Genomic DNA, 23,811 nt, shown 5'->3' with positions numbered 1-23,811 from the left:
GCTATGGCAGCCTCCTGTATACTAAAAAGTAAAGGAGAACAACATTATGAATACAGCAAAAAAACATGCGTCTCTTTTTGAACTGGACGGAATACCAAAGATGAGCCAGGCCATTCCTCTGGCTCTGCAGCACGTTGTTGCTATGATCGTGGGCTGTGTAACGCCTGCCATCATCATTTCCGGCGCAGCCGGTATTGACACTGCCGACCGTGTGCTTTTAATCCAGGCTTCCCTTGTGGTATCCGCTCTGGCAACGCTTTTGCAGCTCTTCCCCATGGGAAGCAAAAACGGCTTTCATCTCGGCTCTGCCCTTCCCGTTATCCTGGGAGTAAGCTTTGCCTATGTACCCAGTATGCAGGCGATTGCTGAAACAGGCGGTATTCCCGCCATTCTGGGCGCTCAGATCGTAGGCGGTATCTGCGCGATCCTGGTAGGTCTGTCCATCAAAAAGATCCGCAGATTCTTCCCGCCTCTGATCGCAGGAACAGTTGTATTTACCATCGGCCTCTCACTCTATCCTACTGCCATCAATTACATGGCCGGCGGAACCGGCCAGCCCGGCTACGGCTCCTGGCAGAACTGGACGGTTGCCATCTTCACTCTGATCGTTGTAACCGTTCTCAACCATTTTGCAAAGGGATTTTTAAAACTGGCTTCTATTTTAATCGGAATGATCGCAGGCTACATCTTTTCCAGCTTTTTCGGAATGGTAAGCTTTTCCAACGTGGCACAAGCCGGTGTATTCCAGCTTCCCGAAGTCATGCACTTTGGCATCGAATTTGAGCCCTCTGCCTGCGTAGCCTTAGGTCTGCTCTTTGTCATCAATTCCGTACAGGCCATTGGAGACTTCTCTGCTACTACGGCCGGCGGTTTAGACCGTGAACCAACCACCGGCGAGCTTCACGGAGCCATCCTCGGATACGGTGTTTCCAATATACTCGGTGCATTTTTAGGCTGCCTTCCCACCGCTACCTACAGCCAGAATGTAGGTATCGTAGCTACCACAAAGGTCGTAAACCGCGTGACTCTGGGGCTTTCTGCACTGATCATCCTGACCGCAGGACTTTTCCCAAAATTTTCCGCCCTTTTAACTACGATTCCCTATGCGGTTTTAGGCGGCGCTACCGTATCTGTGTTCGCATCCATCGCCATGACCGGCATGAAGCTTGTTATGACGGAAAATATGAACTACCGCAATACCTCCATCGTAGGTCTTGCAGCCGCTCTGGGAATGGGTGTTTCACAGTCCTCTGCCTCTTTGGCTTCCTTCCCGGACTGGGTAACTACCATTTTCGGTAAATCGCCGGTAGTTATCGCTACTCTGGTTGCTGTTTTCTTAAACGTAACGCTTCCAAAAGACAAGGAGGCAGAGAAATAAATTGAATCTGTATACAGCCTGCCGGCTGAGCAAAAAAGGCTCCGTCCATCCGCTTTGAATGGCCGGATCCTTTTTTTGCTCAGTAATCCTCTTGTCTCTTTCGTTATCCTTACTCCAGCCCATAGGTCACTGTAACCTGGGCCTCTACGCTGACCTCTCCGGGCATTACCGCCATGTCTGAAGCTGCAGCCGTTTCTTCCACTGCCATCTTGGCTGCTGTGGCATTGTAGGAGGAATATCGGGCCTGCGGATTGTAGCCGTATTCCTGAATATCTACCACAGAAGAAAGCTTCTTTCCAGATGCCTCCGCCATCGCTTCTGCCTTTGATCTTGCCATAGCGACAGCGCCCTTTAACGCTTCCTGATAGTTCTCATCATATTGGCTTGAAAAATAGGTGACAGACTCGATCTGATTCACACCTGCTGTCACAGACTGGCTGAGGATCTCTCCTGCCTGGTCAATGGGAATATCCGATACCGTGATCTCTGTATTCATCTCATAGCCTGTGATCGTCCGGTTTCCTGAGTTCCAGTCATAAATGGGACTCAACCCATAGGCAGATGTCTGAATAGAAGTTTCCTCCACCCCCAGTCCTTTTAATGTTTCAATGGTCTGATCCAGCTGTTTTGCATTGTCCTCCTGGCACTGGGAAGCAGTCTGGGCCTGACTGTAGACTCCATAGCGGATCTCGGTCATATCCGGAACCACCTTTACCTCTTCCTTCCCTGTAACTGTGATTCCCTCTGAATCATTTACATCCTGAACCTTAATCGTGTCCGGGAACTGAGCCGGAGCTGCACAGCCACCTGCCATTACAGCCGCAAACAGTACAGCCGCCGCCATTCCTGCCCGGTTCCGGATTTGTTTTCCGCTCAAACCTCTCTTTTTTCGCTCTGCAATGTATCTAACTCGTTTCATCTAAGTCCTCCTCCCGTCATTGGCACGCCTCTTCTTTCTGCCTTTATTCTACCAGATTCAGGGAAAGATGGTATTTCTTTTCTCTTAAATTGTCTTACGATTTTTCCTGGAACCTCTGTCAGCATCCCTTTTTCCCAGTTCCCAGAATGCCACTGCACTGGCGCAGCTGATATTCAGCGAATCCACCCCATGACTCATGGGGATCATCACCGTGTAATCACAGTCTGCAATGGTATCAGACGCCAGTCCGTCTCCCTCCGTTCCAAGGATCACCGCCAGCTTTTCTTCTGCTCTGAGAGACGGATCATCCAGAAAAATAGAATCCTGCTTTAAGGCCATAGCCGCAGTTTTAAATCCCAGTTCCTTTAAAAGTTCCATTCCTCCTTCTGGCCATGGCTCTTTTTTCTCATCAAATTTTGTCCAGGGAACCTGAAATACCGTTCCCATGCTGACTCTGGCCGCACGGCGGTACAAAGGGTCGCTGCAGCCGGGAGTCAAAAGCACCGCATCCATATTTAACGCTGCAGCAGAACGGAATACAGCGCCTACATTGGTAGGATTTACCACATTTTCAAGAACTGCAATCCTTCTGGCTCCGGCACAGATCTCACGGACAGACGGAAGGGATTTCCGCTTCATAGCACATAAAAGTCCTCTTGTAAGCTTAAAGCCCGTAAGTCCCGTAAGTACATCCGGTTCTGCCATATAAACCGGAATATCCCCGCACCGCTTAATAACCTCATCAGCCTCACCTTCCATTTTCCCTTTTTCTGCCAAAATAGATATGGGCTCATAGCCTCCGTCCAGAGCGCGCTGGACTACCTTTGGACTTTCTGCGATAAAAATCCCCGGATTTGGCTCAAACAGACGCAGAAGCTGAACCTCCGGCGTCCTGGAATACACATCCAGAGCGGGATCCCTTATATCCGTTATCATTCTAATATCTGCCATGTTAAATTCTCCTGTGTTCTAAGGTAAAATAGCGATTCTTTGACCAGGATATTTTCTGCTCCCGGTTCAATCATACGCACCGTTTTATTATGGAAAATGGAACCTTTTTTGTCAACTGACATTTCGGTTTTATGGAACCCGGATCCGGATGCTCCCCTTTCCACCGGTCGTAAGTACCTTAATTCCCAGATGCTCCATCCTCTTTACGACTCCCGGATCCGGATGGCCGTAGGAATTTCCTTTCCCGTAGGAAATAACCGCCAGCCGGACGTTCGTAACAGCTTCCAAAAAGGCCAGACAGGATGAGCCGGAAGAACCGTGATGAGCCGTCTTTAATAGATTGATATGGGCCAGATGCTCCCTGATCCATGCTCCCTCTCTGCGGTCTGCCTGGATCAGAAGCTGCTCCTCTTCCCTTTTTCCCATATCCCCCGTAAACAGCATATGAAAATCCCCACTGTCTGCGCATATCACCAGCGAGTGGGCGTTACGGTCTGTTTGATCGCTGCCCTCTCCACTGTAAACACAGGTAAGCTTAAGCTCACCTACACGGAGCACGTCTCCCGTTTCCATATACTGGGTTTTCCCTCCTGCTTCTTTCTGAAGCCGTTCCAGACGTTCATAGATCTCCTGTCCTTTCCCTCCGGCAGGAAGAAGGAGAAGCCCCGGACAAACCGTTTTCTGCTCCAAAAGATACATAAGGCCGCTTATATGGTCATTATCCCCATGGCTCACTACAGAAACATCCAATCGTTTGATTCCCATACTGTTTAAACAGGGTTCCAGCGTCATCTCTCCCAGTTTCTTTTCACTGCTGCTTCCTCCGTCTATAAGCACGCTGTGGGTTCCTGCCTGCAAAAGGAATCCGTCTCCCTGTCCCACATCCATACACAGAACGCTAATTCCCCTTACAGGCATAGGGATAAAGATTACAAGGCTGAAATAAAAGGCGCAAAAAAACAGCGCAAGCTTCACTGACCTGCCAGTCTTCCCCTTCTTCCCGTTCCAAACCCGCAGTCCCGCAAACAGAACGATCATAAAGAGCACATACACCACTATCCTTTCCCATCCGGGTCTTCCAAGTACCAGACTGTATCCCGGAAACTTCCGGGACTGGCTGCACAGCCAGTCATAATACCCCAGTATATAATGACCTGCCCCTCCAGCCCCTCTTCCCAAAGCTGTGCTGAATCCTCCAAGCCCGATGACCAGAAGACCCGAAACCATCAGCATCGGCACAAAGGGAAGAATCAGTACATTTAACGCCATACCATAAAAAGGATATTTAAAATAGTGCCACAGCATCACAGGCGTAAGGATCATCTGAATGCACAGGCTTACAGCGGCGCCCTTCTGCCAGCCTTTTTCCAGCTCCAGAAGCCTGCAAATCCCCATTCCCGGCCCGGCAATGGCCCATACGGCAAGAAAGGAAAGCTGAAATCCGCTCTGAAATACCAGATAGGGCTGCTGCCACAAAAGCAGCACTGCCGCCATCCCCAGTGCAGAGAGTGTGTCATAGGTCCTTCCCTCTTTTTTAGCCAGCCACAGACAGAGGATCATGATCACAGCACGCATGGCAGAGCCGGAGCCTCCGGTGAGAAGGCCATAGTTCAGGACCAAAAAGGCCCCAACAGCTCCGGCTCCCGTAAAGCCAAATCCAAGCTTCCTTAAGATCAGATAAACCCCGCCGCCGATCACGGACAGATGCTGTCCGCTTACAGCCAGAAGATGAGCGATCCCGCTGTCCCGATACAGCTCCCTCTGCTCCTTTTCCATTTCGCCTGAATCGCCTAACAGCATGGCCATAAACACAGCCGCGTCTTTCGGAGTACAGCACTTCTTCAAGACCTGAGCACAGTGCTCCTTTATCCGTTCAAGCATGGCCGGACAGGGATACGCCGAACCCTCAGAGCCAAAATATGTTTTCCCATATACCTTTACGGCAATTCCTTTTGAACGGTAATAGTTACGAAAATCGAACTCTCCCGGATTGAGAGGCCCTTTTACTGCCTCAGGCCGTCCTGAAATCTCCACCGTTTTCCCTGCTGCCAGTTCATTTTCCCAGTCCGGCACATTGCCATAATCCATATACAACAGTATACGGCGAAACGTTTCCTTCCTCTCTCCGCTTTGGAGCTCTGATTCTTTAAGCTCCAGTGTCAGCCGTTCTTCCTTCCAGCTTCGTTTTTCCACAGTGCCTCTGATCCGGCACTGTTTTCCCTCAAAGGGCTTTACAAGTCCTTCCTCATGATCCAGCCGGTTCTTTACCATACCTCCTCTGCCGCTTCCCGCCGCCATAGCCAAACTAATTAAAAAAACAGACAGGAGCTTTTTTTTAATACCACTCCTGCCTGTCCGTCTTTCTTTTGCCGTCCCCCATTTTAAAACCGCACAAAAAAGTGCCGGTATCAAAAGGACCACCGTCAGCCACACATTCACAGCCTCCTGCATCTGCAGGACCAGCACCTCTCCAAGTACGAAACCTGCTGCAATACCTGCAATCGGCCGTTTCATATTCATTTTACCTCATTATTCTTCTTGGATATACTCATGGTTTAACTCAAAGGTCTGGTTTAAGGATACCACATCCCGAAACATCACATCCTGGGAACCGTTTACCATGATCTGAACCCTTGTAATACTTGTCATCTCAGCCAGAGAAGAGACAATGGCATAAATGGGAAGATATTCATTTACTGGATGCCCCATTTTCAAAAAAGAGGAATCAAAGTTGATGTAGCATACATTATCCGTAACAGAAATGCTTAAAATCTTGCAGTCAGATGGGAGCACCGCCAGATGGCCTTCTTCCTCCGGACCTGCTAAAAGCTGTTCCACGATCAGCTGCTCCATGGAGGTATTTATATTGTGGACAACCTCTCTTGTCTCAGAGATCAGCTTTGTTCCCGTTTTATCTGCAAAATACAGCTTCAGCTCTGTTTTTTCATAGGAATTTACATTACTGGTATTTAATATAAAATCGGAGGCAGACACAGCGCCTACCGGATTTCCCTGACCATCCATCAGCGGCTGATCTCCACAGTAAATACTGATATAATCCACGCCCGGTATCTGGGTAAGCGTCCTCGCCAGAGCCGCGCGGCATAAAATTTCCTGCTCTGGCTTCATATTTACATAACTCACATCAAAATACAGCGACAGTACCCCTGCGTCCAGACGGCTTTCCCTGAATACTGCCTTGTCTCCCAAAGCAGTCTGGCAGTCCAGATCCTTAGGGACGTAACGCAGCTGCTCCATCAGCTCATCAGACAGGGCAAGCGGATCTGTTTCCTCCGTTTCATACACCCTGGGAATCAGATTTACCCCGGAACCATTCAGATAGTAAACCAGATATCGTCCTTCCTTCGGAGCTGCCACAGGCTCCTTCTCCAGATGACAGCCGGAAAGGAATAAAATCCCTGTCAGACAGAACAGTCTCAGAAGGATCTTTACTGAGAACCTTCCCTTTTTTCCTGTGGTACTCATGATTTATCCTCCTGTCTGGACACATAATTTAGGGGAATGCGCACGCTGAAGGTTGTCCCTTCTCCTGGTGTACTTTCCGCATCAATGATCCCATGATGCATCTGGATCACATTCAGCGTAATGGCAAGCCCAAGGCCTGTGCCTCCCACCTCTCTGGATCTGGCCTTGTCCACGCGGAAAAAACGTTCAAAAATATGATCCATGCAGTCCTGAGGAATCCCGATTCCGGAATCCGCTACACGAATATAAAAATATTTATGATCTGCATCCAGAGTGACCCGCACCCAGCCGGAATCCACATTATACTTAATAGCATTTTCTACCAGGTTCGATACAGCCAGGGAAAATTTCACCCGATCCACATCTCCTGTTACCTCTCTGATACTTTCTAAAATCAGCTCTACATTGCTTCGCTTGGCAATGGGACGCAGGCGCTTTAAGATCAGCTCCAGCTCTTCATTTATATTCGTCTGTGTAATATTCATCTGGCTCTGGGCAGATTTATCCATTTTCACAAGCGTTAACAGATCAGTGATGATCTGATTTTCCCGGTCTACCTCATCCGAAATATCTGCCATAAACTCCCGGTACAGCTCTGCCGGCACTTCTTCCATGCTCATAAGCGAATCTGCAAGCACCCGGATAGAGGTGATCGGGGTCTTCAGCTCATGGGATACATTGGAAACAAACTCCTGTCTGGACTGATCTACTGCCTTAAGCTTTCTGAGCGACTTCTGTACTGCCTGTGAAAGCTGGATTGTTTCCTTATAGGCATCCTCCATGATATCGGTGTCCAAATCTCCGTAGGAAACACGCTCAAAGGAAGCCAGAAGCCGCTTAAAAGGCCGTATAAGGAAAAACACGGCTGCCATGGAACAGACCACCACCACCAGGATCATGCACAGCAAAAACAGCTGGGTGCTTCCCTGAACCCGGTCGGTCAGTGCGGAAATATTTTCCGTAGAAGCCATAACCACCATCACTCCCGTAACTTTCTTTTTATCGGAAGCACTGTGGATGGGAATAGTCTGGGTCAGATAACCCATCTCCTGATTCATACGGCTGTTTGTCTCCCCGTTAAAGCAGCGGATAACCTCTTCTGAAACATAATACTTCCCTGCCGCCAGGTTAAAAGTATCCTTTATAATCTTAAAGCTGCTGTTTACAATTACAATCCGCCCGTTATAAATATCTGCGATCGTCTGCATACGGGTATCCAGCTCCATGGTATTTCCCTTATCCGAGGTCATATAACCTGAACGCATGAGGCGGCTGCTTAAGATCAGACACTGATTCTGTATCTCAATGCCCTTCGCCTCCAGCTGGGTCTGGTTAAATGCCCTGCGGCTGATCATTGCCTGCAAAAGCATGGGAACCAAAGCAGTAAGGATCATCAGAATCACCATAGGGATCATGACGCTTTTTCCCCTTAGCTTAAACCGCTCAAGCCATTTCTTCTTTTTCAATCTACTCCAGCTCCTTTAAATGGCCGCTGCAGGCCACAGCAAGACAGCCCGGTCCGATATGGCAGGCAATGCTTAATGACAACGGCGCTATGCAGATATTGGCATCCGGATAGATTTCTGCCACTGTTTCCTTAAATTCCTGAGCCATCTCATCGCTGCAGGTATAAGCAATCTCCAGCCAGGTATGACGTGCCTCAGGATCGTGAAAACGTGTTTCCAGATCCTTTTTAAGAGCGGTCATCATAATGGTCTTTCCCTGCTTTAAGGTTCTGGCCTTGGAAAATGCATCCAGCTTTTCCCCCTGGATGGTGAGGACAGGCTTAATCTGGAGAAGAGTTCCCAACATAGCGGCTGCCGGAGTGATGCGTCCTCCCTTTTTAAGATATTTTAAAGTGGTCACTGTAACATAGATGGAACTGTCAAACTTTGTTTCTTCCAAAATATTGCGGATCTGTGCAGCCGCATATCCCTTTTTTATCAAATCTCTGGCATCCAGCACAGACTGCATCTGGGTCACGGAAATGCGCTGGTTATTGACTACATATACCTTTCCCTCGTAATCCTCTGCTAAAAGCATGGCGGTCTGACAGGAACCGCTTAAACCGCTGGACATGGGGATATACACCACTGCGTCATACTCCTCTAAAAGTTTATCCCAGAAATCAGTCACCTCACCGGGGGACGGCTGAGAGGTGGTAATATCCGCTCCCTCCTCCATCCGTCTGAAAAATTCCTCGTGGGTAAGATCCACACCCTCATAGTACATCTGCCCGTCAATCATAAAGGGCATGGGAAGCACATGGACTCCCAGCTGCTTTGCCTGCTCCTGGGTAATGCCGCTGTTGCTGTCCGTAGCTGCTGCTATTTTCATAACATATCCTCCTTTCAGTTAAGCCCCTGATTCAAACGGTTGGCTGTCATATAAAGCTGGTAATACATCCCCTTCTTTTCAAGAAGTTCCTTATGATTTCCTTCCTCCACGATCTCATTGCCGGAAAGCACCAGGATCCGGTCTGCCCCCTGAATGGTCGTCAGGCGGTGGGCGATAGTTAACGTAGTGCGGCCCTCAACCAGCTTTTCCAGAGACTGTGATACCAGATACTCGCTCTCATTGTCCAGAGCTGAGGTGGCCTCATCCAGAATGAGGATTGCCGGATTTTTAAGAAATACCCTGGCAATACTGATGCGCTGTTTCTGTCCACCGGAAAGCTTTACGCCCCGTTCGCCCACATAGGTATCGTAGCCGTCTTTTAATTCCGTAATAAACTCATGAGCCCCCGCCATTTTTGCAGCCTTGATCACATCCTCTCTGGAAGCGCCGGGGCGTCCGTAGAGAATATTTTCAAATACAGTGCCGGAAAACAGGTATACATCCTGCTGTACCACTCCGATATTGGAGCGAAGGCTTCTCAGGGTAATATCCCTTACATCCATTCCGTCAATGGAGATAGTTCCCCCTGTTGTGTCATAAAATCTGGGCAGCAGATTACAGAGTGTGGTTTTTCCGCCGCCGGAAGGGCCAACTAAAGCAATCCTCTCGCCTGGACGGATCTTTAAACAGATATCATTCAGTACCTGGGTATGATCGTCTGCATATTCAAAGCTTACATGGTCAAATTCGATTGTTCCCTTTACATCGGAAAGAGGCTTTGCTCCCTTTTTATCCCTGATATCGGGAGTCACATCCATAATCTCCTGAAAACGCTCAATCCCGGTCATTCCTCTCTGGAACTGCTCCGCAAACTCGATAATCCGGCGGATGGTTGTCAAAAGAGTGGTCACGTACATGGTATAGGCGACCAGATCTCCCGGCGCGATCTTTCCGTTAATCATGAAAAGGCCTCCGGCCACGATCACCAGCACATACATCAGGCCGTCAAAGGAACGGGTGGTAATCTGAAAGGCCGCCATATACCGATAGGTATGCTTTTTGATCTTCATAAACTCCCGGTTGCCTTTTCCGAATTTTTCAATCTCCACCGGCTCATTTGCAAAGGCACGGACCACCCGGTTTCCTAAAAGCGTATCCTCAATCTGGGCGTTCAGCTCGCCAATCTGATTTCTCTGAAGCCGGAAAGCCGCTTTTACCTTCAGATTAAACCAGGTACAGGAAACAATCATGATCGGGATCATCAGGAAAATGAGCAGCGTCAGCTCCAGATTGATTCCTGACAAAATCACAAAGGATACGATTCCCTTTAAAATGGCAATAAAAAATTCCTCCGGACAGTGGTGTGAAAATTCCGTCACGTCAAACAGATCGCTGGTGATCCTGGACATGATCTGTCCAACTTTGGTATTGCTGTAGTAGCTGTCTGAGAGCATCTGCAGATGCTCAAAGGCATCCTGGCGCATATCTGTTTCAATATATACGCCCATCACATGGCCCGTATATGCCATATAATAGGCAGCCAGCGAATCGATCACCCGCAGGATCAGATATAAAAGGCCGATTTTTACCACAAGCCCTGTGGTTAAGGAAGCCAGATCCTGCATTCCCTGATTGGTGATAAACCGAAGGATCAGAGGAAGCACCAGCTCTCCCAGCGTGGTCAATGCCGCACAGAACAGATCCAGGATCAGGATCTTTTTGTACTTTCCATAATATGGAAGAAAGCTTTTTAACAGCTTTCCCGCTTTCATTCCCTTTTTCGTATTCATATTCCTTTCTCCCCTGTTTTGTTCTTGCCATCAGAGTAATTTCTCCGGGCAGTTATCTTTTTATTGTAACGTATCTGAATGGAAAATGGAAGAGGCAGGGGAAAGAATTTTTTCCTACCCTTTTTTCCAGATTTTGCTATAATAGTGTCAAATAGATTTGAAGGAGAAAATCAGCTATGGGATATGTCTATCTGCTCTGCGTTGCCTTGATGTTCAGCTTCGGCGGTACCTGCGTCAAACTGATCAGCCCCTATTTTAACGCTTCATGGATTACCTTTTTCCGTTTTTTCATTGGAGTGGTGTGGCTGCTCATCTTAAAGTGTATCCTGAGGCAGCCATTTCAGAAAAACTTAAAACAGGCCCTCTTATCCTGCTGGAAATGGATCCTGTTCGGAGCCTTTATCAAATGGATGGCCTATCTGACAGAAAACTACGCCTTAAGCCACGGACTTTCCTATGGAAATATTGTGACCCAGCCTGCCCAGACCCTGTTTCTGACGCTGGTAAGCGTACTGTGCTTTAAGGAGAAGCTGTCCCCCAGAAAGGGATTCTGTATCTTTCTCTGCATCGGCGGCGTTCTGTGCATCTCTTTAAACGGCCGTCCTCTGGATGTATTTTTTAAAGAAAATCTCCTTTTTACCGGCCTGTTTATCCTGTCCGGTATCTGTGCAGGCTGCCATGTGCTTTCCCAGAAAATGGTAGCTGGACGGCTGGATATTATCGACAGCAATCTGGCTATATTTACCCTGTCCGGTCTTTTTTCCCTGATCCCGGCCGCAGAGCCTGTATTTACAGGGAAAATAGCTTTTATCCGTCCGGATCTGGCCTGCATCCTTGCCATCCTTGCCTTCGGCTTTATCACGGGAATGGGCTTTTACCTCAATGCCAAAGCCATCCCCCTGGTGCCCTTTTATATGGTTCCCGTGATCCAGAGCATGATGGCCGTATTCGCCATTCTCTGGGGCGTATTCTTCTTTCACGAAACGGTCACTGGCTGGATCATCGGCGGAACAGCCGCTTTTATGATCGGGGTCATCGGGCTGCAGATGAAGAATAATTAAAGTCTGAGTCCTCAGGCGTACTACTGCAAAACCCCCCGGAAAAGCTTCTGATATGCTCTCTCCGGGGGGAAAATTGTCAGCCACTCTCAAGCGGTATCATTTTATCTTATTTCACCAGCAGAGACTTGCCAGTCATCTCCTTAGGCTGCTCCAGTCCCATCAGCTCAATCAGGGTAGGTGCGATATCGCAAAGAGCGCCGCCTTCACGAAGTTTAAAGGATGGATCTGCATTTACCAGGATAAAAGGAACAGGATTTGTGGTATGAGCAGTGAATGGCTCACCTGTCTCATAGTCTACCAGCTGTTCTGCATTTCCGTGGTCTGCGCAGATAAACATTACACCGTCCACTTCTTTTACAGCCTCTACGGCCTTTCCTACACAGGCGTCTACCGTCTCAATAGCCTTGATGGCTGCATCTTCAACACCTGTATGTCCCACCATATCCGGATTTGCAAAGTTAATGATCACTACATCATACTTTCCTGAGCGAATAGCCTCTGTCAGTTTGTCGCATACGCCGTTTGCACTCATCTCAGGCTTTAAATCATAGGTAGCCACTTCCTTTGGAGAAGGCACCAGAATACGATCCTCTCCTTCATTTGGCTCCTCTACTCCGCCGTTAAAGAAGAAGGTAACGTGAGCGTACTTCTCTGTCTCGGCAATGCGTACCTGCTTCTTGCCGTGAGCAGCCAGAAACTCTCCGAAGGTATTGGTGATCTGCTCCTTCTTAAATGCCACCAGCTTATTTGTGATGGTCTCGTCATAGTCTGTAAAGCAAACATAAACCAGATCCAGTTTTTTCTCTCTTGCAAAGCCGTCAAACTCATCGTCACAGAATGCATGAGTAATCTCTCTTGCACGATCAGGGCGGAAGTTAAAGAACACAACAGAGTCGCCATCTTTGATGGAAGCTCTGGGAGCACCGTTTTCGGTTACAACGAAAGGAACTACAAATTCATCTGCCTTTCCATCATCATAAGACGCCTGAATACCGGCTGTAGCGCTCTCAGCTGCCTTACCTTCACCCTTTGTAAGTGCTCTGTAAGCCAGCTCTACGCGATCCCATCTCTTATCACGATCCATTGCATAGTAACGTCCCATAACGGAAGCTACCTTTCCAACGCCGATCTCAGCCATCTTTTCCTCTAACTGAGCCACAAAATCCTTACCGGATTCCGGAGGTGTGTCACGTCCATCCAGGAAGCAGTGTACATATACCTTCTCCAGGCCATTTCTCTTTGCCAGTTCTAACAGGCCATAGATATGGGTTAAATGGCTGTGTACGCCGCCGGTAGATACCAGACCGAACAGATGAAGAGCGGAATCATTCTTTTTACAGTTTTCTACTGCCTGTAAAAATTCAGGAACCTGGAAGAAATCGCCGTCCTCAATCGACTTGGTAATGCGGGTCAGCTCCTGATATACCACACGTCCTGCACCCATATTTAAGTGGCCTACCTCAGAATTACCCATCTGTCCATCAGGAAGTCCTACAAACAGGCCGCTGGCCTGACCTTCCACAAAAGGACACTGGCTCATCAACTGATCCATAACCGGAGTCTTAGCCTCGCAAACTGCATTGTGATCGCAGTTTTTATTCAGACCATATCCGTCCAGGATCATAAGAACTACTGGTTTCTTATTCATAATCTTTTATCTCCTTATTGGCTTACGCCTGCTTATAATTTACAATCTTTCCAAAATCAGGCTTTAAGGAAGCGCCGCCTACCAGACCACCATCGATATTTGCCTGTGCAAACAGCTCGGGAGCAGATGCAGCAGATACAGAACCGCCGTACTGGATGCGGATAGCTTCTGCAGTTGCCTCGTCATAAATCTCACCAATGCAGGCGCGGATGGCTGCACATACCTCTTCTGCCTGCTCTGTGGTAGCTACTTTTCCGGTTCCGATGGCCCAGATTGGCTCATATGCAATTACTGCAGTTTTTGCCTGATCTGCTGTTACATTCAAGAAAGCGATCTTGATCTGCTGACGGATCCAGTCAATAGTAATCCCTTGCTCTCTCTGAGTCAGAGACTCGCCGCAGCAGATAATCGGGGTAATACCGTGTTCAAATGCCTTTAATACTTTTTTATTTACAGTCTCATCTGTCTCTGCAAAATACTCTCTTCTCTCGGAATGTCCGATGATCACGTATTTTACACCTGCGTCTGTCAGCATATTGGGTGAAATCTCACCTGTATAGGCACCCTTTTCCTCAAAATACATATTTTCAGCACCGATATTGATATTGCTTCCCTTTGCAGCCTCCATTGCCGGGATAATATCAATAGCAGGTACACAGAACACTACATCCACCTCATCATTGGCTACTAAAGGCTTTAACTCGTTTACCAGTGCTACTGCCTCAGAAGGGGTCATATTCATCTTCCAGTTGCCTGCAATGATTTTCTTTCTTGCCATGATTATCTCTCCTTTACACACATTGATTCTGTAAATGGACCGCCCGGACCGCAGGCTTATCTCCGGTCCGGGCGGTATACTTATGCTATACAGCCTTATTTGTCATCTGCTGCTGCTACACCTGGAAGTACCTTGCCCTCAAGGAACTCCAGAGAAGCGCCGCCGCCGGTGGAAATGTGGCTCATCTTATCAGCAAATCCCAGCTGATTTACAGCTGCTGCAGAATCGCCGCCGCCGATAATAGTAGTTGCATCTGTCTCAGCCAGAGACTCGGCAACTGCGATGGTTCCCTTTGCCAGAGTCGGATTCTCAAATACGCCCATCGGTCCGTTCCATACAACAGTCTTTGCAGACTTTACAGCCTCAGCATAGATCTTTGCAGTCTCAGTGCCGATATCCAGCCCCATCTTATCAGCAGGCATAGCATCTACGGATACGTTCTCTGCCTCAACAGGAGCATCAATTGGATCCGGGAAGGAAGCTGCTACTACTGCATCTACAGGAAGAAGGAGCTTCTTGCCAAGCTTCTCTGCCTTTGCCATCATTTCACGGCAGTAATCTAACTTGGTATCATCTACTAAGGACTTTCCGATTTCCTTGCCCTCTGCCTTTAAGAAAGTAAATGCCATACCGCCGCCGATGATCAGAGTATCGCACTTCTCTAACAGATTAGAGATAACATTTAATTTATCAGCAACCTTTGCACCGCCAAGAATTGCTACGAAAGGTCTTACAGGATTTTCAACTGCATTTCCCAGGAAATCGATCTCTTTCTGCATCAGATAGCCAACTGCATTTGTGCCGCCCTTGGCAGAAATGAACTTGGTTACGCCCTCTACGGAAGCGTGTGCTCTGTGGGAGGAACCGAATGCGTCGCATACATAATCGTCAGCCAGATCTGCTAACTCTTTGCTGAATGCCTCGCCGTTCTTTGTCTCTTCAGCGCCGCGGAAACGGGTATTCTGAAGAAGAACCACATCGCCTTCGTTCATGGCCTCTACAGCCTTGGTTGCCGCCTCGCCGGTTACGTTGTAATCCGCTACGAATACAACTTCTTTGCCTAACTTCTCGCTCAGTCTCTTTGCGACAGGAGCTAAAGACTCACCCTCGTTAGGGCCATTCTTTACCTTGCCTAAGTGGGAGCAGAGGATTACCTTTGCACCGTCAGCGATCAGCTTGTTGATGGTTGGCAGAGCAGCCACGATACGTGTCTCGTCGGTGATCTCACCATTCTTTAACGGCACGTTGAAATCGCAGCGCACCAGCACTCTTCTGCCTTTTACGTTCATATCGTCGATAGATTTCTTATTTAACATAATGGATGTACCCCTTTCATACTGCGTAAAAAGGGCCCGGCCCTGACGACCGGACCCTTTTTATGAGTCTACTAAAAAACTGAATAATTAAGCCAGCTCTGCAAAGTACTTAATGGTTCTTACCATCTGGCTTGTGTAGGAGTTCTCGTTGTCATACCATGAAACAACCTGAACCTCATACAGATCCTCAGCAATCTGAGCTACCATGGTCTGAGTAGCATCGAACAGGGAGCCGTACTTCATGCCGATAACGTCAGAAGATACGATCAGATCCTCGTTGTAGCCGAAGGACTCGGAAGCTGCTGCCTTCATAGCTGCGTTGATGTCTTCCTTTGTAACGCCAGCCTTCTTAACAACTGCTGTTAAGATAGTGGTAGAACCGGTCGGTACAGGAACACGCTGTGCAGAACCGATCAGCTTGCCGTTCAGCTCTGGAATAACCAGGCCGATAGCCTTAGCAGCACCTGTAGAGTTAGGAACGATGTTTGCAGCGCCTGCGCGTGCTCTTCTTAAGTCACCCTTTCTGTGTGGTCCGTCAAGGATCATCTGATCGCCTGTGTAAGCGTGGATGGTGCTCATGATACCGCTCTGGATAGGAGCGTAATCATTCAGAGCCTTAGCCATTGGAGCCAGGCAGTTTGTTGTACAGGAAGCTGCGGAAATGATAGTATCCTCAGCAGTCAGAGTATCCTCATTTACGGAGAATACGATGGTCTTTAAGTCATTGCCTGCGGGTGCGGAGATAACTACCTTCTTAGCGCCTGCATCGATATGAGCCTGAGCCTTATCCTTAGAGCAGTAGAAACCGGTACACTCTAATACTACGTCTACACCGATCTCTCCCCATGGAAGGTCAGCAGCCTTTGGCTCCTTGTAAATCGTGATCTTCTTTCCGTCAACAGTGATGGAATCCTCACCAGCCTCTACAGTGTGCTTGCCCTCGCCGATGTGGCCAGCGTATCCGCCCTGAGCGGTATCATACTTTAACAGATGTGCTAACATCTTAGGATCAGTCAGATCGTTAATAGCAACTACTTCGTAGCCCTCTGCGCCGAACATCTGACGGAATGCCAGACGGCCAATACGTCCGAAACCATTAATTGCAACTTTTACTGCCATGATTCAATTCCTCCTAGTTGTTAAATTGTATTATTGTTAAATAATAATCAACTTGTACTCATTGTAATCAATTTTTTCCAAAATAGCAAGCGTTTTTTTTAATTCTACCTTTTCGTTAATTTTATAACAATTTGTGCGGGAAATTACAGCATTTTACCTCTTTCCCCTAAATTTGTTTGTCAGCCTTGAACTTTTTATCTGCCGCAGGTATAATATTTATCATCAAACGCCGCGCCTTTGGCATCCGGCCTGAAAGGAGGAGCCTGCATGATCTGCGACTGTCATCTGCATACCGCTTTTTCCGGCGATTCAAATACACCCGCCCGTGTTCAGATTGAACGGGCCGTTTCTATGAGAATGAAGGAAATAACCATTACGGACCATCATGACCGCGACTCATCCTTCTGTGAGGATAACTTTGAGCTGGATCTTCCCTCGTATCTGTCCGCCCTGAACACTCTTAAAGAAGAATACCGGGATAAAATCCGCATCAATATCGGCATCGAACTGGGGCTGCAGCTTCACATCTGCAGGTACCTGGAAAAATTTCATAAGGATTTTGGCTCTGAATTTGATTTTATCATCGGTTCCAGCCATTTTATCCGCTCCCATGATCCCTTTTATCCCTCCTTTTGGGAAGCCTGCGGTTCCAGGCAGGGACTTGAGGAGTTTTTCACCCTTTCCTTTAAGCGCGCCAGAGCCTTTCATCCATTCTTTGACTCCTGGGGCCATCTGGACTATGCCGCACGCTATGCTCCGGACAGTGCTTCTGTCTACAGCTATTTTGCCTTTAAAGAGCAGATTGATTCTATTTTGAGGGTTTTGGCTGAAAATGGAAAGGCTCTGGAATGCAATACGGGCGGCTTCCGCAGCAGGCTGAGTCATCAAAACCCCGATACAGAGATTTTAAAGCAATACCGCAGGATGGGCGGCGAACACATCACCATCGGCTCTGACGCCCATGCTCCGGAGCATCTGGGATATGGATTTACCCGCGCAAAGGAGCTTTTAAAGCAGTGCGGCTTTCATTACTATACGATTTACCATAATCGAAAAGCGGAGATGATCCCCCTGTAGGGATCTCCCCGCTTTTTTATGCAGTATCGCAGATCACAGCTCCTTCATGGCCGCATCAATGTCCTTTCTCAGCTGCTTCCACTCTTCCTCATGCTCCACATAATATTTCGGACACAGCTTACCGTTGATATCATAATGGCGCACCACATCGCTGCTTTTAAGCTTTAACTGGGTACACAGCCAGGCTGTAAGCCTCACGACAGACTCATATGTAGCATCGCTGTATTTTCCCGTATCGTCCGGGTGACAGACCTCAATGGAAAGAGTATCCTCGTTTCTGGGAGCATTTGCGTAGGCAATCTCATTGATCGGGATACACTGGATCACCTCTCCTTCCAGGCCCACAATAAAATGGCTGCTGGTAGAGGTGCCACCTTTCTGGCTGTCCTGATCCGCCAGGCTGTCAAAATAATTTCGGTTGCCCTCTGCACTGGAACCGGGATTTGCCACATAATGAAGCACAATATTGTTGATCTTCCTGCGGCTCACATCCGGCCTTGAAAAAATATTTTTCCGGATAAACTCCTGCTTTACCCAATCCGGAACCTCCACTGCCTTAAGATCTACCGTATAGGGCCGTTCCCAGCCCCATACGTAGTAACCGCCGCCCAGTCCTGCCAGAACGCCTACCACAAGAGCCATAAATACGGCTGCAAAGGGAAATCCCCTGCGTTTTGCCGTTTTTTTGCGGCTTCTGCGGCTCTTTTTCTTTTTTCTGTCATTTTCGTCTATGGGAACCTGGCGCAGCTCCTTGAGCTCTTCTTCCAGTCTCTTATCTTCATCCATGATATCCTTCATATCTGTAACCCGTCTTTCCGTGAAAGACAGGAATGGAATCCCCAAACCAGACCTGCGCCCTCACTGATACTATCAGTATAACGGACGGTTTTTCTCTTCGCAAGTATATTTTTTCTTCTGTTTGATCAGATGTTCAAAAGCTCGCTGTAAACCTGAAGCGCTCCGTCTGTTTCATGGGCCAGTACGCGCTTTGCAAGTACCTTGCCCAGCTGTACGCCTTCCTGATCGAAGCTGTTTACATTCCATACAAAGCCCTGGAACATGATCTTATTTTCAAAATGTGCAAGGAGTGCTCCAAGTGCCTTGGGATTTAACTGCTCTCCAATGATAATGCTGGAGGGACGTCCGCCCTCAAACTTCTTATTCAGATTCTCATCATCTTTGCCGCAGGCAAATGCAACGATCTGAGCAGCCACATTGGCACAGAGCTTCTGCTGGCTCGTGCTGTCCTCGATCACAACGTCTGTTCCGATCTGGCTGTTCTTAAATCCCACAAACTGGATCGGCACAATATCGGTTCCCTGATGGAGCAGCTGGTAGAAGGAATGCTGTCCGTTTGTTCCGGGCTCGCCGAAGAGGACCGGGCCTGTGACATAGTTTACAGGCTCACCAAACCGGTTCACGGACTTTCCGTTAGACTCCATGTCTGCCTGCTGCAGATGCGCAGGGAAGCGGCTTAATGCCTGTGAATAAGGCAGAACGGCTGTTGCCGGATAGCCTAACATATTTCTCTCATATACGCCGATCAGCGCATCCAGCATATCCGGATTCTGGAGCAGGTCTTCCTTTGCTGCCAGCTTATCTTCCTCTGCCGCACCCTCTAAGAACTGAGCGAACACCTCCGGTCCGAATGCCAGTGACAGGACTGCCCCGCCTACTGCGGAAGTAGATGAGAAACGGCCTCCGATATAATCATCCATAAAGAAGGCTGCCAAGTAATCATCACTCTTTGCCAGAGGTGAGGTCTCGCTTGTTACTGCAACCATATGTTTGGAGGCATCCAGACCTGCCTTCTTTAAAGCATCCTTTACAAAGGACTCATTTGTCAGAGTTTCCAACGTAGTACCCGACTTGGAAACCAGCACAAACATAGAATGAGCAACATCAATCGAACCAAGCACTGCAGCCGCATCATCCGGATCTACATTGCTGATGAACTTTGCTTCCATTTTAAATGTATTATGTTTCTTTGCCCAGTTCTCCAGTGCCAGATACATTGCGCGGGGGCCTAAATCGCTTCCGCCGATTCCAATCTGTACAACCGTTGTAAACTTCTCACCTGCCGCATTGGTGATCTCGCCGCTGTGTACCTTCTTTGCAAATTCAGCGATTCTCTCCTGCTGCTCTACATAGAAAGCCCGCTTGTCTGTGCCGTCTGCCACAACCTTATCTCCAAGCTGTCCGCGTGTGAGCTGGTGAAGCACCAGGCGCTTCTCTCCTGTATTGATCATCTCCCCATTGTACAGGGCTTTGTATTTTTCTGACAGCTGCGCTTCTTTTGCCAGCTTTTTTAATACTGCAAGCACATTTTCATCCACCTGCTTTGCCGCATAGTTATAGACCATGCCTGCTGCCATGGGAACGCTGTATGCTTTTACACGCTCTGCACCGCTCTCTCCGGACATTACTTCTGCAAGCTTAACACGCTCTGCTTTGGCAAGCTCCCCGTAGGACTCAAGACTGTCAAAATTCTTCCACTCGATCATTTTCTCATTCTCCTTACCCTTTTTTTCAAATGCAGCATTTTATCTGATACACTCTTACTACTTAAATATATCAGTTGTGTTAATTATACCCTTTCCCTTATAAAAATTCAATACAGGGCGAATCAGAAAATTTCCTGTACGGGCGTTGATTCTTTCGCTCCTTAACGTATACAATAAAAGCAGCCATGCAATAAATTCATTGTTACTGAATGCAACTTTTTCACCATTCCCGCCGTCTAACAGACAGAAACCAAGAAAGGAGAAGTTTAACGTGGATACCAACCCCATCACAAAACAGACCGAGCAGATACTGATCGATGGATATGAGCGCTTTTACCGTCTGGCCTACAGTTATGTACAGAATCGGGAGGATGCTCTGGATGTCGTTCAGGAAAGCGCCTGCAAAGCCATCCGGGACTGCGGCCAGGTAAAAAATACAGACTTTTTATCCACATGGATCTATCGGATCGTTATAAATACCTCTCTGGATCTTCTGAGAAAAAATAAAAAGGAAATCCCCGCAGAGGAAATGCCAGAAATCCCATGGGAGGACAAATATCAGGAGCTGGATCTTAAGACCGCCCTAAAGCATCTGGATGAAAAAAGCAGAACCATTGTCATGCTACGGTACTTTGAAGATATGAAACTGGAAGATATTTCCAGAGTTGTAGATGAAAATTTAAATACTGTAAAAGCCCGTCTTTACCGAGCCTTAAAAAAACTGAGAATTACCATGGAACCTGAAGAACCGAAGAAATCTTACGCAAAATGAAAGGAGAATCTTTATGGAGCAGAAAGACCTTAAACTTTCCGGATACAGACAGTTAGAACAGCTCAGACAGGAATATGAGTCACTTCCCGTTCCCCTGGAAGCCAGAGACCGGATTCTTGCCGGAATCGCGCAGGGAAAAAAAGAAACAGACAAAGCTCAAATGAAAGGAGTCATTTTTATGAAATTAATGAAACGTACAGGCATGACCGCAGCAGCCGCTATGGTTGCCATTACTCTTCTTACCAATCTGCATCCGACCATCGCCAATGCCATGGAACAGATCCCTGTTATCGGCCCGATCGCAAAGGTTGTAACCTTTCGTACCTACGAAAATAAGACAAACAACTTTGAGGCCAACATCCAGATCCCGCAGATTGAAGCTGCACCCGAAACTCTGAATAAATCCATTGAGGAATATGCACAGGAGCTCATCACCGCCTATGAAGGCGAACTGTCCCAGTCTCAGGGAGAAGGCAGCTATTCTCTGGACTCCTCCTATAAAGTTGTAACGGATAATGACCGCTATCTGTGCCTGCGCATCGACACCACCATTGTCATGGCAAGCGGAGCGCAGTCCACAAAGATCTTTACCATTGATAAAACCACCGGGAAACAGCTTTCCCTGAAAGAACTTTTTAAGGACCGGCCGGAAATGCTCTCCTCCATCACAGCCAATATTAAAGAACAGATGGCTTCCCAGATGGCAGCCGACGATTCTGTAAGCTATTTTTACAACAGCGACATGCCGGAGGATGACTTTAAGGAGCTTACCGGCGATGAGAGCTTCTACTTTAATGAAGAAGGCCTTCTGGTCATTGCCTTTGACGAATATGAGGTTGCTCCCGGATATATGGGCGCTGTGGAGTTTACAATCCCTTCCTCTGTAGCCGGAACCTTCTGATTGCAAAGCCCATTTATGCATAAATAAATACCGCTTCCTGCAGGATACAGCACGAGTCTGCAGGAAGCGGTATTTTGCAAAAACGGAGGAAAAGGGATTTGAACCCTTGCGCCGGTACTGCCGACCTACTGGTGTTCGAAGCCAGACCCTTCAGCCACTTGGGTATTCCTCCAAAAAACACGGCTTTAATTTCAAGCCGTGTTTTATTATACACTAAAATGCAGGATTTGGGTAGTGGGATTTTCGATTTTTTTCAATCTCCAGATTTACTCCTCCTTTGGCAGCCAGTCCACCTTAAAATAATAAACCAGCATTCCGATGGCGCAGACCACCCAGGTCACAGGCCATCCTGCAAAAACAACGGAAACATTTTTTGTCATAGGAACGGCGATCATCAGATAAATCTGACGCAGAAGCACAAAACAGCCTAACATGAAATACATGGGAACCTTGGAGCGTCCTGCGCCGCGCAGGGCGCCATTTAAAATCTGGATGATGGGCAGGAACAGATAAGCGCTTCCAAAAATACGGATCATACTGCTTCCCACGCTGATCACAGCCGCATCCTCTGTAAAAATACCGATGATGGACGGCGCCTTCAGGAACATGATGACAGAACCCACTAAAATAATACCGGAGCACATAAGCCAGGAAGTAAAAATCCCCTTCTTTACCCTTTTATATTCCTTTGCTCCGATATTCTGCCCCACAAAGGTAGTGATCGTCATATTAAAGCTCTGAAGGGGCAGCTGCAAAAAACCGTCTACCCGCAGTGTAGCAGAATACCCGGCCATGGCTGCCGTACCGAAATAATTGATATAGGACTGAACGATCACATTGGAAAATGAGGTGATGCTCTGCTGGATCGCTGCCGGAAGGCCAATATCTACAATACGCCGGATCATTTTCCTGTCAAAACAGATTTCTCCAAGCCGCACACGGTAAATCTCACGGGTCATAAGAAGCTTTCCCATCACCAGCGCCGCGCTGACCGCCTGCGCAATAATGGTGGCAATCGCCGCTCCCTCTACTCCCATTCCAAACCCGCAGACAAATAAAAAATCCAGGACAATATTTACCAGACTGGCTGCAATGAGGTAAAACAAAGGGTTTTTAGAATCACCGATCGCACGCAGAATACCGGAGCCCATGTTATAAAAGAGCGAAAATGTCATTCCCCAGAAATAGATGGATAAATACAGGGCAGAGTTAGGCATTACATCCTCCGGTACGCCGATGGCGTGGAGCAAAGGCTTTGTAAAGCTTAAGCCCAGTGCTGTAAACAAAACGCTCAGGATTGCCGTAAGAGCCAGGGAACTGTGGATGGCCCGGCGCATCTGCTCCGTCCGGCCTCCGCCAAAATACTGGGATATCACCACCCCCGCACCGGCTGCCAGACCCGTAAAGAAACCTACCAGCATATTTACGATCGGCGTAGATGCTCCGACCGCCGCCAGCGCACTGGTATTCACATAATTTCCCACCACATAGGCGTCTACTGTATTGTAGAGCTGCTGGAAGAAATTTCCAACCAGAAGAGGAATGGAAAACAGCAGGATGGATCTGGCGATGCTTCCGTGGATCATGTCTGTACTGTCTTTTACATTCTGTGCCATAACTTTCGTTTCCTTTGTGTGTATTTTTATACAATTATAACTCTGCAAAACAGCCTTGTCCATGTTGCTTTATCCATTTTTTTACACAAAAAAACCTGCCCCACGGCTGAATCTGTATCATCAGCCATAGAACAGGAGCTTTTATCAATATATTTTAA

At 47.9% G+C, this 23,811-nt stretch carries 19 protein-coding genes and 1 tRNA gene; 5 read left to right on the top strand and 15 right to left on the bottom strand.

Translation table 11 applies throughout. The annotated features are described in order from the left end of the window. The first annotated feature begins 46 nt into the window (after nucleotides 1–46). Nucleotides 47–1,378: a nucleobase:cation symporter-2 family protein gene (locus tag BN3656_RS09395; protein ID WP_066547116.1), complete on the top strand. Its 1,332-nt coding sequence runs from the start codon at nucleotides 47–49 to the stop codon at nucleotides 1,376–1,378. A 109-nt stretch (nucleotides 1,379–1,487) separates the two neighbouring features. Here the strand turns inward: BN3656_RS09395 and BN3656_RS09390 are convergent, their stop codons facing one another. The 7 genes from BN3656_RS09390 to BN3656_RS09360 all read right to left on the bottom strand — a co-directional run bounded on the left by BN3656_RS09390 (nucleotide 1,488) and on the right by BN3656_RS09360 (nucleotide 10,861). Further along, a complete protein-coding gene (locus BN3656_RS09390; RefSeq protein ID WP_347460909.1) occupies nucleotides 1,488–2,297 on the bottom strand; it encodes an SIMPL domain-containing protein in 810 nt (269 codons plus the stop codon). An 84-nt stretch (nucleotides 2,298–2,381) separates the two neighbouring features. After that, a complete protein-coding gene (locus tag BN3656_RS09385; RefSeq protein ID WP_066547113.1) occupies nucleotides 2,382–3,248 on the bottom strand; it encodes an RNA methyltransferase in 867 nt (288 codons plus the stop codon). A gap of 129 nt (nucleotides 3,249–3,377) precedes the next feature. Beyond that, nucleotides 3,378–5,768 (bottom strand): DNA internalization-related competence protein ComEC/Rec2, encoded by a 2,391-nt coding sequence (locus BN3656_RS09380; protein WP_066547111.1) that lies wholly within the window; start codon nucleotides 5,766–5,768, stop codon nucleotides 3,378–3,380. 9 nt (nucleotides 5,769–5,777) lie between these two features. After that, nucleotides 5,778–6,734 (bottom strand): GerMN domain-containing protein, encoded by a 957-nt coding sequence (locus BN3656_RS09375; protein WP_066547109.1) that lies wholly within the window; start codon nucleotides 6,732–6,734, stop codon nucleotides 5,778–5,780. Next, nucleotides 6,731–8,200, bottom strand: coding sequence for a HAMP domain-containing sensor histidine kinase (locus tag BN3656_RS09370; RefSeq protein WP_081422920.1), 1,470 nt, complete (start codon nucleotides 8,198–8,200; stop codon nucleotides 6,731–6,733). The genes BN3656_RS09375 and BN3656_RS09370 overlap by 4 nt, the downstream gene beginning before the upstream one ends. A 1-nt stretch (nucleotide 8,201) precedes the next feature. Further along, nucleotides 8,202–9,071: a DegV family protein gene (locus tag BN3656_RS09365; RefSeq protein ID WP_066547107.1), complete on the bottom strand. Its 870-nt coding sequence runs from the start codon at nucleotides 9,069–9,071 to the stop codon at nucleotides 8,202–8,204. A 14-nt stretch (nucleotides 9,072–9,085) separates the two neighbouring features. Continuing rightward, a complete protein-coding gene (locus BN3656_RS09360) occupies nucleotides 9,086–10,861 on the bottom strand; it encodes an ABC transporter ATP-binding protein (protein WP_066547105.1) in 1,776 nt (591 codons plus the stop codon). Between the two features lie 176 nt (nucleotides 10,862–11,037). Between BN3656_RS09360 and BN3656_RS09355 the strand changes: the two genes are divergently transcribed. Continuing rightward, a complete protein-coding gene (locus tag BN3656_RS09355) occupies nucleotides 11,038–11,922 on the top strand; it encodes a DMT family transporter (protein WP_066547103.1) in 885 nt (294 codons plus the stop codon). Nucleotides 11,923–12,028: 106 nt separating this feature from the next. On the opposite strand, the gene gpmI is transcribed toward BN3656_RS09355, so the two are convergent. The 4 genes from gpmI to gap form a co-directional block, all read right to left on the bottom strand. Beyond that, on the bottom strand, nucleotides 12,029–13,570 hold the full coding sequence (gpmI, locus tag BN3656_RS09350; RefSeq protein WP_066547100.1) for a 2,3-bisphosphoglycerate-independent phosphoglycerate mutase: 1,542 nt from the start codon (nucleotides 13,568–13,570) through the stop codon (nucleotides 12,029–12,031). A 22-nt stretch (nucleotides 13,571–13,592) separates the two neighbouring features. Beyond that, the gene (gene tpiA, locus BN3656_RS09345; protein ID WP_066547098.1) at nucleotides 13,593–14,348 is read right to left on the bottom strand and encodes a triose-phosphate isomerase; all 756 of its coding nucleotides are present in this window, start codon (nucleotides 14,346–14,348) and stop codon (nucleotides 13,593–13,595) included. 95 nt (nucleotides 14,349–14,443) lie between these two features. Next, nucleotides 14,444–15,664, bottom strand: a complete 1,221-nt coding sequence (locus tag BN3656_RS09340; RefSeq protein WP_179297084.1) for a phosphoglycerate kinase — start codon at nucleotides 15,662–15,664, stop codon at nucleotides 14,444–14,446. A gap of 87 nt (nucleotides 15,665–15,751) precedes the next feature. Further along, nucleotides 15,752–16,783, bottom strand: coding sequence for a type I glyceraldehyde-3-phosphate dehydrogenase (gap, locus tag BN3656_RS09335; RefSeq protein WP_066547095.1), 1,032 nt, complete (start codon nucleotides 16,781–16,783; stop codon nucleotides 15,752–15,754). Between the two features lie 267 nt (nucleotides 16,784–17,050). Between gap and BN3656_RS09330 the strand changes: the two genes are divergently transcribed. Continuing rightward, nucleotides 17,051–17,860: a histidinol-phosphatase HisJ family protein gene (locus BN3656_RS09330; protein ID WP_066547092.1), complete on the top strand. Its 810-nt coding sequence runs from the start codon at nucleotides 17,051–17,053 to the stop codon at nucleotides 17,858–17,860. A gap of 33 nt (nucleotides 17,861–17,893) precedes the next feature. On the opposite strand, the gene BN3656_RS09325 is transcribed toward BN3656_RS09330, so the two are convergent. Then, nucleotides 17,894–18,658 (bottom strand): peptidoglycan recognition family protein, encoded by a 765-nt coding sequence (locus tag BN3656_RS09325; protein WP_242962976.1) that lies wholly within the window; start codon nucleotides 18,656–18,658, stop codon nucleotides 17,894–17,896. 125 nt (nucleotides 18,659–18,783) lie between these two features. Further along, nucleotides 18,784–20,364, bottom strand: a complete 1,581-nt coding sequence (locus tag BN3656_RS09320) for a glucose-6-phosphate isomerase (protein WP_066547091.1) — start codon at nucleotides 20,362–20,364, stop codon at nucleotides 18,784–18,786. Nucleotides 20,365–20,635: 271 nt separating this feature from the next. On the opposite strand from BN3656_RS09320, the gene BN3656_RS09315 reads away from it, so the two are divergent. Then, nucleotides 20,636–21,136, top strand: coding sequence for a sigma-70 family RNA polymerase sigma factor (locus BN3656_RS09315; protein WP_066547090.1), 501 nt, complete (start codon nucleotides 20,636–20,638; stop codon nucleotides 21,134–21,136). 13 nt (nucleotides 21,137–21,149) lie between these two features. Further along, complete coding sequence (locus tag BN3656_RS09310) at nucleotides 21,150–22,037, top strand: RsiV family protein (RefSeq protein WP_066547089.1); 888 nt, start codon at nucleotides 21,150–21,152, stop codon at nucleotides 22,035–22,037. Nucleotides 22,038–22,120: 83 nt separating this feature from the next. On the opposite strand, the gene BN3656_RS09305 is transcribed toward BN3656_RS09310, so the two are convergent. Both BN3656_RS09305 and BN3656_RS09300 read right to left on the bottom strand, forming a co-directional pair. Next, nucleotides 22,121–22,209: transfer RNA gene (locus BN3656_RS09305), tRNA-Ser, on the bottom strand. Between the two features lie 94 nt (nucleotides 22,210–22,303). Next, nucleotides 22,304–23,653, bottom strand: a complete 1,350-nt coding sequence (locus BN3656_RS09300; protein ID WP_066547085.1) for an MATE family efflux transporter — start codon at nucleotides 23,651–23,653, stop codon at nucleotides 22,304–22,306. Nucleotides 23,654–23,811 lie beyond the last annotated feature (158 nt).

Source organism: Clostridium sp. AT4 (genome assembly GCF_001517625.2).
Taxonomy (GTDB): Bacteria; Bacillota; Clostridia; order Lachnospirales; family Lachnospiraceae; genus Enterocloster.
Note: the sequence above shows the minus strand (reverse complement) of the source record. Positions and strands in the feature narration are given on the sequence as shown.